This window comes from Planococcus halotolerans (assembly GCF_003289955.1).
Lineage (GTDB): Bacteria > Bacillota > Bacilli > Bacillales_A > Planococcaceae > Planococcus > Planococcus halotolerans.
Window position 1 is genome coordinate 98714 of sequence record NZ_QLZR01000007.1, and the last position, 18084, is coordinate 116797.

17 protein-coding genes are annotated in these 18084 nt (G+C 45.9%); 4 read left to right on the forward strand and 13 right to left on the reverse strand.

Going from position 1 to position 18084, the window contains the following annotated elements; translation table 11 throughout:
• The 7 genes from hisG to hprK all read right to left on the reverse strand — a co-directional run bounded on the left by hisG (position 1) and on the right by hprK (position 6240).
• Entirely contained in the window at positions 1–615 is a 615-nt protein-coding gene (gene hisG, locus DP120_RS15025; protein ID WP_112224487.1) for an ATP phosphoribosyltransferase, read from the reverse strand.
• A complete protein-coding gene (locus tag DP120_RS15030; protein WP_112224488.1) occupies positions 608–1771 on the reverse strand; it encodes an ATP phosphoribosyltransferase regulatory subunit in 1164 nt (387 codons plus the stop codon). The genes hisG and DP120_RS15030 overlap by 8 nt, the downstream gene beginning before the upstream one ends.
• A gap of 511 nt (positions 1772–2282) precedes the next feature.
• A complete protein-coding gene (locus tag DP120_RS15035; RefSeq protein WP_112224489.1) occupies positions 2283–2804 on the reverse strand; it encodes an acyltransferase in 522 nt (173 codons plus the stop codon).
• On the reverse strand, positions 2801–3454 hold the full coding sequence (gene ppaX, locus DP120_RS15040; protein ID WP_112224490.1) for a pyrophosphatase PpaX: 654 nt from the start codon (positions 3452–3454) through the stop codon (positions 2801–2803). Before ppaX ends, DP120_RS15035 begins: the two co-directional genes overlap by 4 nt.
• Positions 3451–4386, reverse strand: coding sequence for a nucleoside recognition domain-containing protein (locus tag DP120_RS15045; protein WP_112224491.1), 936 nt, complete (start codon positions 4384–4386; stop codon positions 3451–3453). Before DP120_RS15045 ends, ppaX begins: the two co-directional genes overlap by 4 nt.
• Positions 4387–4428: 42 nt before the next feature.
• Positions 4429–5292 carry a prolipoprotein diacylglyceryl transferase gene (gene lgt, locus DP120_RS15050; RefSeq protein WP_112224492.1) on the reverse strand — a complete coding sequence of 288 codons (864 nt, stop codon included), beginning with the start codon at positions 5290–5292 and terminating at the stop codon, positions 4429–4431.
• A gap of 21 nt (positions 5293–5313) precedes the next feature.
• Positions 5314–6240 (reverse strand): HPr(Ser) kinase/phosphatase, encoded by a 927-nt coding sequence (gene hprK / locus DP120_RS15055; protein WP_112224493.1) that lies wholly within the window; start codon positions 6238–6240, stop codon positions 5314–5316.
• Between the two features lie 215 nt (positions 6241–6455).
• Here hprK and DP120_RS15060 point away from each other — a divergent pair, with 215 nt between their 5' ends.
• Positions 6456–6881: a DUF1801 domain-containing protein gene (locus DP120_RS15060; protein ID WP_112224494.1), complete on the forward strand. Its 426-nt coding sequence runs from the start codon at positions 6456–6458 to the stop codon at positions 6879–6881.
• Positions 6882–7029: 148 nt separating this feature from the next.
• Positions 7030–7644, forward strand: a complete 615-nt coding sequence (locus DP120_RS15065) for a YIP1 family protein (RefSeq protein WP_112224495.1) — start codon at positions 7030–7032, stop codon at positions 7642–7644.
• Between the two features lie 63 nt (positions 7645–7707).
• On the opposite strand, the gene DP120_RS15070 is transcribed toward DP120_RS15065, so the two are convergent.
• The 4 genes from DP120_RS15070 to DP120_RS15085 form a co-directional block, all read right to left on the reverse strand.
• Positions 7708–8874 (reverse strand): DUF4097 family beta strand repeat-containing protein, encoded by a 1167-nt coding sequence (locus DP120_RS15070; RefSeq protein ID WP_112224496.1) that lies wholly within the window; start codon positions 8872–8874, stop codon positions 7708–7710.
• A 75-nt stretch (positions 8875–8949) separates the two neighbouring features.
• Positions 8950–11832, reverse strand: a complete 2883-nt coding sequence (gene uvrA / locus DP120_RS15075) for an excinuclease ABC subunit UvrA (RefSeq protein ID WP_112224563.1) — start codon at positions 11830–11832, stop codon at positions 8950–8952.
• Positions 11833–11837: 5 nt separating this feature from the next.
• Positions 11838–13820, reverse strand: a complete 1983-nt coding sequence (uvrB, locus tag DP120_RS15080; RefSeq protein ID WP_112224497.1) for an excinuclease ABC subunit UvrB — start codon at positions 13818–13820, stop codon at positions 11838–11840.
• A 139-nt stretch (positions 13821–13959) separates the two neighbouring features.
• Positions 13960–14199: an IDEAL domain-containing protein gene (locus DP120_RS15085; RefSeq protein WP_112224498.1), complete on the reverse strand. Its 240-nt coding sequence runs from the start codon at positions 14197–14199 to the stop codon at positions 13960–13962.
• A 177-nt stretch (positions 14200–14376) separates the two neighbouring features.
• Between DP120_RS15085 and DP120_RS15090 the strand changes: the two genes are divergently transcribed.
• Complete coding sequence (locus DP120_RS15090; RefSeq protein WP_112224499.1) at positions 14377–14928, forward strand: competence protein ComK; 552 nt, start codon at positions 14377–14379, stop codon at positions 14926–14928.
• Here the strand turns inward: DP120_RS15090 and DP120_RS15095 are convergent.
• The gene (locus DP120_RS15095; protein ID WP_112224500.1) at positions 14925–15290 is read right to left on the reverse strand and encodes a YhjD family protein; all 366 of its coding nucleotides are present in this window, start codon (positions 15288–15290) and stop codon (positions 14925–14927) included. The genes DP120_RS15090 and DP120_RS15095 overlap by 4 nt on opposite strands.
• A 168-nt stretch (positions 15291–15458) precedes the next feature.
• A complete protein-coding gene (locus DP120_RS15100; RefSeq protein WP_112224501.1) occupies positions 15459–17075 on the reverse strand; it encodes an ABC1 kinase family protein in 1617 nt (538 codons plus the stop codon).
• Between the two features lie 102 nt (positions 17076–17177).
• Between DP120_RS15100 and DP120_RS15105 the strand changes: the two genes are divergently transcribed.
• Positions 17178–17954 carry an enoyl-CoA hydratase-related protein gene (locus DP120_RS15105; protein WP_112224502.1) on the forward strand — a complete coding sequence of 259 codons (777 nt, stop codon included), beginning with the start codon at positions 17178–17180 and terminating at the stop codon, positions 17952–17954.
• Positions 17955–18084 lie beyond the last annotated feature (130 nt).

An 18084-nucleotide genomic window follows, 5' to 3' on the forward strand; every position in this document is an offset into this window, starting at 1 on the left:
CTACTTTCTTAACCGCTCCACGATTTCATCGATCCTTTTCTGTTTCAGCCGGTAGCTGACCGGGTTCGCAATGAGACGTGAAGTGATGTCTACAATTTTATCGTATTCAACCAATCCATTTTCTTTCAGGGTTTTTCCTGTCGAAACAATATCGACAATCCGTTCCGCCAAACCGATCATTGGAGCCAGTTCAATCGAACCATTGAGCTCAATGATTTCAACCTGCTCTCCCCGGCTTCTGAAAAACTGGGAAGCAATATCCGGATATTTAGTGGCAATACGCGGAGTCATTTCATCCATCGCCGTATCCGGCAGGCCCGCAGTTGCGATATAGCAGCGGCTGATTTCGAGATCCAGCAGCTCATGGATATCACGCCCCTGCTCGAGCAGCACATCTTTTCCGGCAATACCGATATCGGCTACTCCATGTTCCACATAAACAGGCACATCCATCGGTTTCGACAAAATAAAGCGAAAACCTTCATTTGGCGCTTCCACAATCAATTTGCGGGAATCATCCAATTCCTCAGGCAAGTCAAACCCCGCTTTAACGAGCAGTTCATATGCTTCTTCAAATATGCGTCCTTTCGGCATCGCGATTGTCAGCTTATCCATTGTTTTCACCGTCCATCCGAATCACTTTTGAGAACAGTGAACTGAATTCTTCCTGAGCTTTCACAGCAGGAGCGAATTGAAGTGTCACTCTCGTACCGGCCGTTCTTAATTTTTCTGCCTCTTTATGAGCGTTCTCTTCATTTTTTTCATTATATAGTATCAACGTCTGTTCCGGGTTTTCCTGCTCAGCAGGCATTGCTTCCAGCAGACGGTCTACACGCAGGCTGAAGCCGGTAGCTCCGACATGTAATCCGAATTGCTTCATCAAGCCGTCATAACGGCCGCCGTTGCCGAGTGGAAACCCGCTGCCTTCTCCGTAAATTTCAAAAACCATGCCGGTGTAATAAGTCATATGACTGGTAAATGAAAGATCGTAAGTGACAAAATCCGCTAAGCCGTTGCGGTCCAGGATGGTTTTCAGTTTGCGTATATCTTCATAGAGCGACCGCTGAACCGGATCTGTTTGATCGATCCACTGCTGCCAATCTTCAAGACGAGTTGTGTTCATAATCATTTTAAGCGAACTTTTTGCCTCAGCATCATCGACCAGGGTGTCAACCATGTTTTCATAAGCTACCTTGTTTTTCGCAACCATTTCAGCGCGCAATTTTTCTGCCAGTGCAGCGTCAAGCCCATATCCCCGCAATACTTCCTGCAGCAATTGGGTATGGCCAATAACAATGCGTCCGGATTCAACCTTAAGGCCGCGAAGAATTTCTGTCGCCAAGAGAATTACTTCTGCATCGGCGTACAGCGATTCATCCCCAATCAGTTCAACACCTATTTGCTCAAACTCTGCAGGACGTCCGCCTTCTCTCAATTGGGCACGAAATACATTTGAATAATAACCGAGTCTTACAGGCATTTTTTCCTTTAATAATTTTGAGGCGGCAACACGGGCGATCGGCGAAGTCATGTCCGGCCGCAGCACCAGTGTCTGCCCTTGATTGTCCAGCAATTTGAACAGCTGATTGTCGGCAATCGCCGAAATCTTGCCGATGGTTTCGTAATATTCCAAACTTGGCGTCTGCAGCATCTCGTAGCCGAATTGCTCCATTATCTTTATACCCACTTTGCTGAGTTTTGATTTCCTTTTAACTATTGAAGGAAAATCATCGCGCATGCCGAGTGGCTTTTCGAACATCTGGATTGTCATAAATTCACTTCCTATTTATGGATATTTTACTTTAGTTCGCTAATGTAATAAAGTAATTATTATTTTATCGTATATTATGGGAGAAGGTCAAGAATAAGGCAAAAAATTACCTACTTCTCCAATCATTCCGCTGGGAGCTGCCTGAGCCTCCTCAGTCGCTACGCTCCCTGCGGGGTCTCAGGACTCGCTCTGAATCCAGCAGGAGTCGCCGCCTGCCGCTACATTTTAATGTATTGCAAAACCGTGTGAGAGCTTAACCGCTAATTAGTGGATGGGTAAATTAATGCTTATAGAAGGTGTTTTTTAAGATATGGAGCAAAACAGCGAAGACTCCCAGGGGAACAGAACCGGAGTTGGCATTCCAACTCCGGTTCGAGCGAAGTGCTGAGATCCACTCGAGCGAAGTGGAACGAGCTCGAGTTAGCTCAGCGCAAGCCCCCAGGAAAGCGAGCTGTTTTGCGCAATATCGGTTTTCACTTTTAATTTCATACAATCTAAAAAACCCCGAGAGCTATTGCTCCCGAGATTTTTCCTCGCGTTCGGCCATTTGTTCAGCTGTATAAATAATTTGCATCGGGTTGCCCCCGACAAATGCTCCGGCCGGCACATCCTTATGCACAAGCGTAGCGGCGGAAACAATTGCTCCGTCCCCTATAGTGATGCCTGGAAGAATCGTGCTGTTCGCACCGATCATGACGCGATCGCCGATAATGACATCACCCAGACGGTATTCTTCAATCAGATATTCATGTGCCAGAATCGTGGTATTGTAGCCGATTACTGAATTTTTGCCGACCGAAATGCGTTCCGGGAACATCACATCAAGCATCACCATTAACGCGAATGATGAATGTTCCCCTACCTTCATGCCGAGAAAATTCTTATACAACCAGTTTTTCATCGGCAGAAATGGCGTATAGCGGGCCATTTGGATAACGACAAAATTCCTGGCGACTTTCCAAAAAGGCACTGTTTTATAAACATGCCAAAGTGAATTCGGACCGGTCACGAAATGGCGTTCTGTCCTTCTCATGCCGTTTCCTCTTTAACCAATTCAAGAAGGTCGCTGATATGCTGCAGCATATAATCAGGTTTGAAAGTGGCAAGATAATCCTCGCCTTTAGCCGACCAGGCAACTCCTGCCGTGCGAACCCCTGCATTTTGGCCGCCTTCTATATCATGGGAGTTGTCTCCGATCATCAGGGATTCCGCAGCACTTGATGACAGTTCCTTTAACGCTTTCAAAATCGGTTCAGGATCCGGCTTCGGATTTTCAACGTCATCCAGACTGATGACGGTATCAAATAATTCAGATACGCCCATAAGGCGGAGTCCATGAAGAATAGTATCTCTTTTCTTGGTCGAAACAATCGCCATCTTCATTCCTCTGTTCTTCAAAAGGTAAAGCGTTTCTTCTACTCCATCATAGACTGAAACCATCTCATCATGGAGAGCAAGATTCAATTCGCGGTATTCCTTGATCAACTCTTCTGTTCTTGAAGGAGCTATCGTTTCGAATGTCTGTTTCAAAGATGGGCCGATAAACTTCAGAATATCTTCTCTTCCATAGCTATTCGGGAAATGCTTGTCCAGCACAGTCGAGAATGTATGGATGATCAGTTCATTCGTATTTAACAGGGTTCCGTCAAAATCGAATAACAAAGTTGTGATGTCTTTCGTCATGCAGAAAACACTTCCTTCCGGTTTTCTTCAGATTTGCGCCACAGATAAGATACAAAGATCGTCAATACAAGCGCGGTAACAACGCGTATTGCGAGAAGCGGCCAAATCGGGATGCCGAGCGGAATAAAGATCAGCGTATCCTCTACAATCGCATGGCAGGCAACCAGAAAGATAAAGGCGAGCGTCGCATCTTTTTTACTGACTCCATCTTCCTGCACCGCCTGTATCATGACGCCCGCTCCCATCGCCAGCCCGAAAATCAAGCCGGATGCCAATGTCAGCGAAGCGTTTTTCTGAACACCAAGCAGCCGGGTAAGCGGCCCCATCATATCGGAAATACGGTTGAGGTATTTCGTATCTTTTAAAATTTGAATTGCAAGCATCAGCGGAATTACGATAATTGCCAGCTGAAGAACTCCGAATCCTGCTTTCTCCAATCCTAATAAGAAAATAGCCAGCCAGCCTTCAGGTGCAGCCGCTACTTCGGGCGTAAAGCCGTATTGCGCGATTTCACCGCCGCCAGGCCAGACTAGATTGATGATGATGCCGGAAAGTGCGGCAAGCCCGAAACGGACAACAAGCACCACCCACAGCTTGACACCAACCTTCAGAGCCACTCCTGTTTCAATGAACATATTATGGGAAAAGGACAACATGACTGCAAGGATGAAGACTTCCTTTACCGTCAATTCGAGTGACAGAATACCCGCAATTCCGGCGTACAGATTTAACGCGTTCCCCAAAACCAAGGGAATCGCCGCGTCACCGCTTAACCCGAATATGCTCATGAACGGGGCCACCAAATCGACGATAAACGGCAAAACCGGTGTAAATTGGAGCATTGTCACCAAAAGTGTTATCGGAAAAATGATTTTCCCCAACGCCCATGTTGTTTTTAAGCCTGCCAACAGGCCATTTTTCAAAGTCGACATTCGTTTATCTCTTCTTTCTATTTGGCAAAATGATGTGCGTTTTTATTTCTTTTTTGACTTCTTATTTGATTTCTTTTTTGGTTCCGCCGGTTCGTCCAGATATCTTGGCGGATTCTTAATCGTTACTCGGCGATAGATGATCAGCACAACCGCAATGATGATTGCGAGTATCGAGACCAGCTGCGCTGTTCTTAAACCTTCAATCCCAAATACATAAAGGCTGTCAGTACGCATTCCTTCGATGAAATAACGGCCGACAGAATACCATATCATATAGAAGAAAAACATTTCCCCGCGGACAAGGTTGACCCGGCGCAGCAACAGCAGAATGATGATGCCGACGAAACTCCATAAAGATTCGTAAAGGAATGTCGGATGATAATAGGCTCCATCTATGTACATATGATTGATGATCCAATCCGGTATGAAGAGGTTTTCAAGAAATGCTCTTGAAACTTCCCCGCCGTGTGCTTCCTGATTGATGAAATTTCCCCAGCGGCCGATTGCCTGGCCAATCAGGATGCTCGGCGCCAGGATATCCGCTACTTTTAAAAACGGTGTATTGCGTTTTTTGGTAAAAATATATGCGACGATAACCGACATGATCAAGGCTCCGTGAATGGCCAAGCCGCCATTCCAAATCGCTATGATCTCTCCGGGATTGTCTTTATAATTATCCCATTCAAATATTACATAATAGATTCTCGCTCCGACTATCGCCAAAGGTACAGCCCAAATCAGCAGATCCGTTAAAAACTCGGGATGCATTCCGCGTTTGACCATTTCCCGTTGCCCGACCAGAAAAGCGATGACAATCCCGGTAGCAATGATAACACCGTACCAATGAACAGAAATCGGCCCTAAACTGAACGCAACCGGATCAATTGACCCTAAAACTGAAAACATTTACCGCACCTACCCATTCCTTTAATTTGTATCCATAGAGATTACATCGTCCAAGCGTTTTGAAAATTCTTCAGCTGCATTGACGCCCATCCGTTTTAGACGGTAATTCATCGCAGCAACTTCGATTATAACCGATAAGTTCCGCCCTGGACGGACAGGAATAGTAAGCTTCGTCAAATCCGTGTCGATGATGCGCATCTTTTCTTCTTCCAATCCCAGACGATCGTAGGTTTTTTCAGCATCCCAAAGCTCAAGGTCAATGACCAGGGAAATCCGTTTGAATGTACGGACAGCGCTTGCGCCGAATAAAGTCATGATATCAATGATGCCTACACCACGAATTTCAAGCAAATGCTCAATCAATTTAGGCGGATGGCCGACAAGCGTATTTTCACCTTCCTGGTGGATTTCAACGCAATCATCTGCCACTAAGCGATGGCCTTTTTTGACAAGTTCCAACGCGGTTTCACTCTTACCAACCCCGCTTTTTCCAGTAATCAATACCCCTACACCATAAATATCCACCAACACTCCATGGACTGCGGTAGTAGGCGCCAATTGGCTTTCCAGATAATTCGTCAGCAAACTGGAGAACCTGGTTGTCGACATTTTTGTGCTCATGACCGGTACATGCCGTTTCGAAGAAGCATCAATCAGTTCCTGTGGCACCTTTTCATCATGGGAGACAATAATTGCAGGTGTATCATCCGTGCATAGTTTCATCATCCGGTCTTTTCGGTCTGCAGCATCCAGCATGGCGAAAAATGATAATTCGGTCTTCCCGAGCAATTGCACCCGGTTTGCCGGATAATGTGTGAAATACCCCGCCATTTCAAGACCCGGCCGTGAGATATCGCTGATCGGTATATGGCGGCCAATGCCTTCTTCACCGCTGATCAACTTCAAATCGAATGTTTCCATTACTTGTTTCGTTGTTACCTGGCCCATCTTTTCCCCTCATTCCTTCTCTATGAGAATTCCGATATATCACGGTTCCCCTTTGTTTTCATGCATTAATGATATTATTTTAACATGGAAAACTTCAAATTAAAGCAAACGTGCCCCCTTTTCCCTTTTCTTTCATTTATATTCTTTTCAAACCTGCTAGACTGCAAGTAACAGAACTCTTTATTTTCCAACAAAAAATGAAAAGAGGGATTACGATGTACGAGCAAAAAACCAGAGAAACAGATGCTGATGTCATTGAGTTTATCGAAAGTGTCGACAGTCCCAAAAAACGGGAAGATGCCTACCGGCTGCTTGAGATTTTCGAACAAACATCCGGATTTGAAGCGAAAATGTGGGGAACCAGCATTATTGGTTTCGGTTCCTACCACTATGTATATAACACTGGACACGAGGGAGATGCTCCGTTGGTCGGATTTCCCCCCCGCAAAGCAAAGATCAGCCTTTATTTTGCGACAGGAGACCAGGAACGCCAGGAGCTATTGAATGATTTCGGAACACACACTTCCGGCAAAGCCTGTGTCTATATCAATAAAATTGAAGATATCAATGTGGAAGTGCTGAAAAAGCTTATAAACCGTTCCATCCATTTTTTACAAGACCTATATCCTCCCCAAAAATAAAAACCTGTGAGCAGCTCATCTGCCCACAGGTTTTCTTTTTGCAGTTTTCTCCTTCCAAGCCTATTTTCCTCCATAATCGTATGGTACAATTTTACATATAGAGGTTAATCACATAAACCAATTAACCGGAAGCTCAGGGGGAATATTCATGAAAGCAAATCCTATACTATCAATTTGGACTCAGCCAAAAGAAACTGTCGGGCAACTTATTGACCAGAATAAACTTGGATTTTCAATGCTTCTTGTCTGTATTGCCGGAATCGGGGGGACAATAACCGCTTTACAGGATTCCGGTTGGTTCTTGGACCTGTCTCCAGCATTATTGGCAATCGGCATAATTTTTGCTGGCATCATCAGCGGCTTGTTGAATCTGGGAATCACCACTCTTTTATATACGGGCATCGGTAAATTATACGGTGGACACGGGAAACTGCGGGATATGGCGATTGCCATCGGGCCCATGATGATTCCACAGGTATTTGTGGTTCCGGTATTGATCATCTATGCATTTATATTCGGAAAACAATTTTTCACTTTGCCTGAAGCATTCAGTATTACTTCTATTCCACTGGGAGCCTATTTTTTCTTAACGCTGCTTACAGCTGTCGCTTCCATTTGGTCACTCGTCATTTCCTCCAAAGCCATTGGAGTTGTTCACGGATTCTCGAGTTGGCGTGGATTTGGGGTATTGATGACCCTACTGGGAATTGCAATCCTTATCGCTTTACTGATTGTAATGGGCATAATCATGTTCACGTTTTGAGCATAACTTCATAAAATGAATAGAAAAAAGCGGACGCATTGGATGCGCCCGCTTTTTCCTGTTTTATTCGACTGTCAGATAGCGGACCAATACTGATCCTGTTTTAGTTTCGCCATAGACGAGCATTGGTGCTGCTGTCGCAGCTCCGCCTTCTTTTGAAAAGCGGACGGTTTTCTGCATGAATTGACCTTGCTCATGGGTATGGTCAACATCAGACAGCATTACGTCCATCTTCCCAAGGTTGGAAGATACCTGGCCTTTTAACGGCAAATGGGAAGGGATATATAATTCCACATTGCCGGCCAAAGTTTTCGCTTCCACTTTCCGCGCTTCTTTGCAACGGGAAGTGACAACTACATTGCCGTTCAGTGATTTTGTCTCAATTGTCTGTATATCACCGTCAACATAAATACGGCCGTTCAAAGTTTCGGTTTCAAGAACCTTCCCTTTAACATCCTGTACCTGAATTGCGCCATTGGCAGTTTCAAGTTCTGCATCATCGAATTCACCATTCTTCAATTCGATTTTGCCGTTTGCCGTTTTTACTTTCAATAAAGCCGCATCGATCCGTTTCATCGAGAAGCCGCCATTGAACAAGCGGACTGTTACCTGATCGAACTGTTTTACAGGTACATAAAGAACAACATTGACCTGGGTAGTTTTCAATTCGCTGATAATGCGCAGCTTATTGTCATCAGCGATAAAAACGAATTTATCATGGAAGTCACGCTTTGCCTGCTCTTCGGATTCAGCGCGGTATGCTTTGACGCTGCACTCAGCACGGAGCATGCCGTCCTGTGAAGGATAAATTTCCAGCTGGCCATTGGCGATATCAGCAATTACCGTGCTGACTTCCGCTCCTTCTTCCGTAAAGCTTTCATTAAACTGGTAGGCTTCACCGAACGGTGAATCAAATTCCATCGTTTTCAATTTGCCGACGGAAGTTTGCATGAATTGCATCATCCGGTCGCCAAACTGGTTGATATCATTAGAAACATTTTTCGAGAAATCTTTTGAAAAGTCTTTGGAGAACTTCTTGACCATATCTTCAGGCCGGAAAAATCCTCTCTTTCCGCGTTTCTCGCGGCGGCCATAATCTTCACGGCCATATGAGGAATCTCTGCCTGAACCGCCTCCACCATCTATCGCTTTCAATAGCTCGACAGCTTCTCTTGCCGAAATTGTACCTTTTTCAACCATATCCAATATGCGTTCTTTTTCACTTTGCATGTATTGCGGCCTCCTCATCGTTCGTTTATAAAAATATTATTCTTATCATAGATACGTTCGGTGCCTGAAAAGGTTTCACTTAGCTACTTTTTTCCGGCGGCTTGCTTTGTTCACTTTCGCTTCCATTCTTGCCCGGTCGCGTTCCAGAATTGGCTTCAAGTACTTGCCGGTGTATGAATTTTCAACCTCAGCAATTTCTTCCGGAGTTCCGGTCGCCAGGATTGTACCGCCTTTGTCTCCACCTTCCGGTCCGAGATCGATTAGATAGTCTGCCGTTTTGATGACGTCCAGATTGTGTTCGATGGTCAGAACAGTATCTCCGTTATCAACCAATTTCTGCAATACTTTCAGCAAGCGGGAAATATCATCCGCATGCAATCCGGTTGTCGGCTCATCGAGAATATAGAAGGATTTGCCGTTTGAACGTTTGTGAAGCTCCGATGCCAATTTCACGCGCTGGGCTTCACCACCGGATAATGTGGTTGCCGGTTGACCCATCGTAACATAGCCAAGGCCGACATCAACAATCGTTTTCAGCTTGCGATTGATTTTCGGGACGTTCTCGAAAAACGAATACGCATCCTCAACCGTCATCGCCAATACATCCGCAATGCTCTTATCTTTATACTTCACTTCCAGTGTTTCCCTGTTATAGCGTTTGCCGTGGCATACTTCACACGGTACGTAAACATCAGGCAGGAAGTGCATTTCTATTTTAATAATACCATCTCCGCGGCAAGCTTCACAGCGACCGCCCTTGACATTGAAGCTGAAGCGCCCTTTTTGGTAGCCTCTGACTTTTGCTTCGTTCGTTTTGGCATAGACATCACGAATATCATCAAAAACCCCTGTATATGTCGCTGGATTTGAACGAGGTGTACGGCCGATCGGTGACTGGTCAATGTCGATGACTTTCTCCAGCTGTTCATAGCCTTTTACCGATTCAGCTTTGCCTGGTTTAATTTTCGCTTTGTTCAGTTTGCTCGCCAATGTCTTATAGAGGATTTCATTGACCAGCGTACTCTTACCGGAACCTGATACGCCGGTCACCGCTGTAAATACGCCGATCGGTATGTCGACATCCACTTTTTTCAGATTGTTTTCACTTGCGCCGCGGATTGAAATTGCACGTCCATCCGGCTCTCTGCGCTCAGCAGGAAGCGGTATGAATTTCTTACCGCTTAAATATTGCCCAGTAAGCGACTTTCTATTTTTCATCACTTTCTCAGGAGTTCCGGCGGCGATGATTTCTCCGCCGTGCACTCCTGCACCCGGACCGATATCGATCAAATAATCGGCTGCAAGCATAGTGTCTTCATCGTGCTCGACTACTATCAGGGTATTGCCGATATCCCGCATATTTTTCAATGTATTGATCAGCCTGTCGTTATCACGCTGATGAAGGCCGATTGATGGTTCGTCCAATATATAAAGGACACCTGACAGGCGGGAACCGATTTGCGTCGCCAGTCGGATCCGTTGCGCTTCCCCGCCGGACATGGTTCCGGAAGCCCTGTTCAAAGTCAGGTAGTCGAGTCCGACATTAATCAGGAAGCCGAGCCGCTCTTTGATTTCCCGGAGAATCAATAAAGAAATTTGCATATCTTTTTCCGACAGCTCCAGGTTTTTGAAGAATTCGTCCGCTTCGACAATCGAGAACTCCGAAACTTTACCGATATGCAGTCCATTTACTTTCACTGCCAGCGATTCCGGTTTCAGGCGGTAACCCGTGCACGCAGGACATGGCTGTTCAGCCATGTATTTTTCCATCTGTTCACGGGTATAATCTGATGAGGTTTCCCGGTATCGGCGGTCCACATTCGATAAAACCCCTTCAAAATTGATGTGGTTGTCCCGGATTTGTCCATAATCATTTTCATAGCGGAATCGGATTTTTTCACTTCCAGAACCACGCAGAACCAGATTCATGTGCTCTTCTGGAAGTTCACTGACCGGTGCATCCATATCGATTTTATAGTGGGTGCACAATGCTTTCAGTAATTGCGGATAGTATTGGGAACTGCTCGGTTTCCACGGAGCAACGGCATGTTCGTTCAACGACAGGCTCCAATCCGGTACGACGAGTTCCGGATCAACTTCCAGTTTATGGCCGAGTCCGTCACATTCCGGACAGGCTCCGAACGGAGAGTTGAATGAAAACATGCGGGGTTCCAATTCTCCGATTGAGAATCCACAGATCGGACAGGCATGATGTTCGCTGAACAATAATTCTTCCTGTTCCATTACGTCCACCAGCACGCGCCCGTCACTCAGACGCAAAGCTGATTCAAGCGAATCACTTAACCGCGGTGCGATGCCTTCCTTCATGACAATGCGGTCAATGACCACTTCGATTGAATGTTTTTTATTTTTATCAAGATCAATATTGTCATCCAGATCGAATAATTCGCCGTTAACTCTTACACGGACATACCCCTGTTTTTTAATGTCTTCAAATAATTTGGCGTGCGTGCCTTTTCTACCTGAGACAAGCGGAGCCAGAATCTGCATTTTGGTGCGTTCAGGATAGACAACCAGCCGGTCCACCATTTGCTCGATGGTCTGCGAAGAAATCTCGATGCCATGATTCGGGCAGATTGCTTTACCGACACGGGCATACATAAGGCGCATATAGTCGTAGATTTCCGTAACGGTCGCGACCGTCGAACGCGGATTTTTGCTTGTCGTTTTCTGGTCGATCGAAATCGCCGGCGACAAACCTTCGATCAAATCCACATCCGGCTTATCCATCTGCCCTAGGAACTGACGTGCATAAGAGGACAGCGACTCTACATAGCGACGCTGTCCTTCCGCATAAATCGTATCGAAGGCAAGTGAAGATTTCCCTGATCCCGATAGACCCGTCATAACGACCAATTTATCACGCGGGATGGTTATATCAACGTTTTTCAGGTTATGCGCTCGTGCGCCCTGTATCTTTATCTCTTGATTTCTCAATCCGATCACCCTTCCGCTTTCAGTTCAAGCACAGTATCGCGCAGCTCCGCTGCCCGTTCGAAATCGAGCGCTTTTGCTGCTTCTTTCATTTCTGTTTCCAATAAAGCAATCAGTTTCAGGCGATCTTCTTTTTTGAGTTTTTTGCCTGATGTCGCTTTTGATACATATTCTTCCGCTTCTTCCGACGCCACAGTTGCCCGGATAACATCGCGGATTTTCTTTTGTATGGTAATCGGCGTGATGCCGTGTTCTTCATTATATGCCGCCTGTATCGTACGCCGGCGCGTTGTTTCATCCATCGCTTTTTGCATTGAATCCGTTATTCTATCAGCGTACATGATAACCTGGCCGTTTGCATTCCGGGCGGCTCGTCCCATCGTCTGGATAAGAGCGCGTTCAGAACGCAGGAAGCCTTCCTTGTCAGCATCCAGAATCGTCACGAGGGAAACTTCCGGAATATCAAGTCCTTCCCGCAGCAAGTTGATGCCGACCAGTACATCATAGACACCCATCCGCAGTTCGCGGATAATTTCAATTCGTTCGAGCGTTTTGATCTCGGAGTGAAGGTAATTGACTTTGACTCCCGCTTCTTTTAAATATGCGGTCAGATCTTCTGACATTTTCTTCGTCAGTGTTGTAATCAGTACACGCTCATTCCGTTCCGCACGCTCCCGGATTTCATCCATAAGATCATCTATCTGTCCTTCGATCGGACGGATTTCGATGGTCGGATCCAGCAATCCTGTCGGACGGATGATCTGTTCCACCATTTCCGGTGTATGTTCCAGTTCATAAGGACCCGGCGTTGCCGAAACAAAAACGGCCTGATCGATATGCTCTTCGAACTCTGTAAAAGTCAGCGGACGGTTGTCCATTGCTGAAGGCAGACGGAAACCGTGGTCAACCAGCACTTTTTTTCTTGCCTGGTCACCATTGAACATGCCGCGAACCTGCGGCAGTGTAACGTGGCTTTCATCGACCACCAAAAGGAAGTCATCCGGGAAATAATCGATTAACGTGTAGGGCTGCGCCCCCGCTGGACGCAAAGTCAGATGGCGGGAATAGTTTTCGATTCCTGAACAAAAACCCATTTCGCGCATCATTTCAAGATCGTAGCGTGTTCTTTGCTCTAAGCGCTGCGCTTCCAGCAGCTTATCTTCAGCACGCATCTCTTTCAGCCGCTCTTCCAATTCCGCTTCGATATTTTCAATGGCCTTGACCATCTTCTCTTCACGCGTTACGAAGTGGGATGCCGGGAAAATGGCAGCATGTTCCCGTTCACCGATGATTTCACCGGTTAATGCGTCCACTTCCCGGATGCGGTCAATTTCGTCTCCGAAAAATTCGACCCGCAAACACCTTTCATCTCTCGAAGCCGGGAAGATTTCAACAACGTCTCCGCGCACACGAAATGTACCGCGAATGAAATTGATGTCATTGCGCTCATATTGAACATCCACAAGTTTGCGCAATAACTGGTTGCGTTCAATTTCCATTCCTTTGCGCAGGGATACCACGAGTTCCCGGTACTCTTTCGGGGAACCCAAACCGTAAATGCACGAGACCGAAGCAATGACGATTACATCATCACGTTCGAAAAGCGACGAAGTGGCCGAGTGGCGAAGCTTATCGATTTCGTCGTTGATGCTCGCATCTTTTTCTATATAAGTATCAGATTGGGGCACGTACGCTTCCGGCTGATAATAATCGTAATAACTGACGAAGTACTCAACCGCATTATCCGGGAAAAATTCCTTGAACTCGCTGTACAGCTGCCCGGCCAATGTTTTGTTGTGGGCCATGACGAGCGTCGGTTTCTTCACTTGCTGAATAACGTTCGACATCGTATACGTTTTCCCTGTACCGGTGGCACCGAGCAGGGTCTGGAACCGCTTGCCTTTGTAGATTCCCTTGGTCAATTCAGCAATCGCTTGCGGCTGATCGCCGGCAGGTTCATATGGAGCTTGCAAATTGAATTCCTGTTTCATTTATATAGTCCTCCCGTTTTTCAATACCTCTATTTTATCATATGCCCTAAAATTCCCCTAACAAAAAGCGAACGTATGTTTTTTCGTATAAATTAAAGGAATAAAAAAAGAACCGCTCCGAGGAGCGGCTCTTCTTTGATCAGGATTCTTCGCATTTTAAAGCCTGCAATTGCTGGCTGTATCGATTGAATGCATTACGGTCATTAGTGTCCAGGGCTTCATCTATAAGTTTCATGAGCTGTTCTTCCTGTTGCGAGCGGTGCACATGTTTAAGGAATAGATCGAGATAAATCTCGTTCAACAATTTTTCCGCTTCGGAAATCTTCTTCGTTTGAGCCATTGCCTTCATGAAATCAGCATAAGAATAATAGTTTTCCATTCTACCTCACCCCGAATGCTTTTCATTAGTATACATGATAAATAAAAAAAGAACAATAATTATTTAGAAAATTCCAACGATAATTATTCCGGCCTGTTTTAAAAATTAAAAAGATTGTATATTTTCCAATTATTATTATAATAGGTAGAGTAAAGTAAATTTTGGGGGTGTTTTAGCATGGGCCGAAAGATTTATAATCCCTTCTCTTATACAGTTTGTAATACTACATACGCATTAATCCCGCATATCGATGGTTCGCGCCTCGTGACCCGGGTGCTTGAAGACCGCAGTGAATTTCTGATAGAGCAAACCGCTTATAAAACGATTACTGGTTCATGTTCTTTTTATCGCGGCTCACTTGAAAGTGCTACTCTTTACGCCCAAAAAGCTGTAGGAGTCAAGCATAAGCCTCCAATCATCATTGGAGAATATTACGGCAATCCACTGATATTCTTTCCCACTCATTCACCAAAAAACAAAGAGTCTGTCTGGTTCAATTATGATGCCATCGATTTGATTGAAAGCGATGATCGCGGAGGCAGCGTAGTCTATCTTGGAAATGGCCAATCCGTCTGTTTGGATGTTTCTGCCATCGCCCTTCGAAACCAGCATTCATTTGCCGGGTCTTTGCGGCGCTATTTTAAAAAAGCGCAGAATCAGCATAGACAGCAGCTGACCTACGTCACCAAACGCCCGATGCCGATCCGTCCCCGGCATCCTTCCGATTAAACTTTCATTTCCGCCATTGACAGGTAGATGCGGATCAGTTCTTCCACCCGGTTGCGCAGGCGCAGGTTCAGGTAGCGCCGGTGGTCCTCATACCCGCCGTGATAAAATACATATTCGGTAAAGGTATCATCTCCTGCGCCGCGCATCACCTTCATCTGGCGCTTCCGCATATGTATTTTTGTTTCTTTCAATTCTTTCTGCACCTGGCTGATTGCTCCTTCGACCAATTCCAGATATGGACGCTTCAGCTTAAAAGAGCCATTTTCAAATAAGGTCCTGTCACGTTCAAGTACAATCAATACCATGGGCAGATAAATCATGTTCTCGAAATGGACGATTTCTTCCTGCGGAATCAAAGGCATATCTTCACCACCTTCACGAATTAGCCTTGATGTAAAGACCACTGCTATGTGGCTTCGACAATTAACACACTAAAGGGAACACTTGTTCTTATTTCTAATTGTACTCTCTATTTCCGGAATTGCAATATGCTAAACATAAAAAAGCTCCGCGCAACATGCGCGGAGCTTTTATTTTATCGAACGATAGACAATCAGGGATGCCACGAAGGCTCCTGATGAAACCCATAGATAAGGTTCGTGTGAAAACCAGACGGAAATGGAAATTCCCGTAAATGACAGGATACTGAAGATGCCGGCGAACATTCGGCTTTGAAGATCACGCCGGTATTCCCGCATGCGGCCGTCACGGTTTTCAAGATAATTGCGCATGCGCTCCGGTTCCTCAAGATAATTGATGACTTTCTGTGGAAAAACGCGGAGAGGACCAGTTGAATTGAGGATCCATCGTAATACATCCCCTCTTCCAAAAACCTTTTCCCCTTCTTTCTGTGACGATGCCCATTCCAATATACGCGGCCGGGCCAGCGCCATCAGATCAACTTTCGGATTGAGCACATGCAATACTCCGATAAATATCGACACGGCCCTGCCAAAGAAAGCGAATTCTGAAGGAAGCTGAACCGGTTGTGTGCGGACAATGTTTTGAAGGTCCTGCAACAGCCGCTCTACCACAAAACTGTCCATCTCCATCAATTCATTCGACTCATACGCAGTGACCAGACGGGAGATCGTATCTTTCAAAACTTCCCGGTCAGCATGGGGCAAAAGGAAACGAAGTTCTTCCAGCCCATCCAGAACCTGATCATAGTTTTTGAAGATGATGCCCTCAGCTATCCGCAGGACCGACTGTGAATCGGACTTACGGATAACGCCGGTCATGCCGAAATCAATCAGCACAATCGTTCCGTCTCTTTTCAACAGGATATTGCCGCCATGTGGATCGGCATGAAATTGGCCTCCGTAAAGCACCTGTTCCAGAAACAGGATAAACAGCCGTTCCGAAATTTCAAAACGGTCCAAATCATTCCTTTCAATAAATGCAAGGTCTGTAATCCGTGCGCCTTCGATCCAATCCATAACCAGTACGTGGCGGGTGGATAGCTCATCAAAATAACGCGGAAACTCGATGCCGTCCATTTCATCAAAACGTTCCGCGAAGCTCCGGCCATTCTGCAATTCCTGCTGAAAATTCAATTCAGCACCGATGGTTTCTGTCATTTCTAAGTATAATTTCGTGAAATCGACTTGTTTCGTAAAGCCGGTGAATCTTCGTGCCATCCAGATGACAATGCGCACCGCCTGGAAATCTGCACGTAAAATGCGGCCTGTCCCCGGGCGCTGCACTTTTATCGCCACTTCAGTTCCGTCTTTCATCACACCTTTATATACTTCTCCTATCGAAGCGGAAGCGATTGCCTCATCAGAAAGATGTGTTAGATAGGTCGTGTACGGTGTATTCCATTCCTGTTCAAGAACGGCGACAATTTTTTCGCGATCCACCGATGGGACGCGGTCTGTCAGACCTTCCAGTTCAGCAAGGAAACTCGGCGGCATAATATCTGCACGGGTCGACAGGAACTGTCCAAGTTTAATCATCAGCCCACCGAGTTGAAGAGCAAGAATTTTATATTCCTTGGCCATTCCGGTAACAAGTTTATTCCATTTTTCTTCGACCAGCGGATTCCAATTTCCACGATGGCGCTTTTGGAAGAACGTTGCCCGCATAAAGAATTTTACAGCCATAAAAACTATTCGAAAAACACGTATAAATGTAACTTGATTCATGAGCGGGGTCCCTCCTTGTGTTCATTATAGGCACTGATGGCGGAATAGTCCAAAAAGTGGTATGTTTTTATATGGATGGCAATTAGACAAAGGGGGATGGAAATGGAGACAATCCATTACGAACAAAAAGGGAATCTGGCCTTTATTACATTGAATCGCCCGGATGCGATGAACGCATTTAATTACGATATGCTGAATGAGCTTGGCCAAGTGGTCGAAGCTATTCGCATCAATCCTGATATCCGGGTAGTGGTCTTTACCGGAGCCGGCGAAAAGGCATTCAGTGTAGGCGCGGATTTAAAAGAACGGAAAACGTTGACGGATCAGCATGTAAAACGCAACATTTACAAAATCGGCGAAGTTTTCTCTACTATTGAAAATCTTCCACAGCCCACCATCGCCATGATCAACGGTTTTGCGTTTGGCGGCGGCATGGAATTGGCGCTGGCCTGCGATTTCCGTATTGTCGCAGACAGCACGCTGCTTGGCCTGACAGAAACAAGCCTCGCCATTATTCCCGGCGCCGGTGGAACACAGCGTCTGCCGAGGCTGATCGGCGAATCGAAAGCGATGGAACTGATATTGACTGCACGCAGATTGAAACCGGCGGAAGCATTGGACTACGGTCTTGTAACACGAGTGGCAGCACCGGAGGAACTGGCAAGAGTAACCGGTGAATTTGCCGATTCGATGCTCGCAAACGGTCCGATTGCCCTGCAGCAAGCAAAGTTCGCCATTAAAAACGGGATGAATGCGGACCTTCAAACGGGACTGCACATCGAAAGAAAAGCTTACGAATTGACGATTCCAACAGAAGACCGCGTCGAAGCATTGCTTGCTTTCGGTGAAAAGCGCAAACCTGTGTTTAAAGGGAAATAAAAATACTTAGGTAATCAGTAAAAGCCATCCGTCAACCGGATGGCTTTTTACGCATTCTATTGTGAAACGATCAGCTTCTGTTAATCATTACGCTTTAGGTGGACGCTTTCCGCGGGGAGCGGCCTGAGCC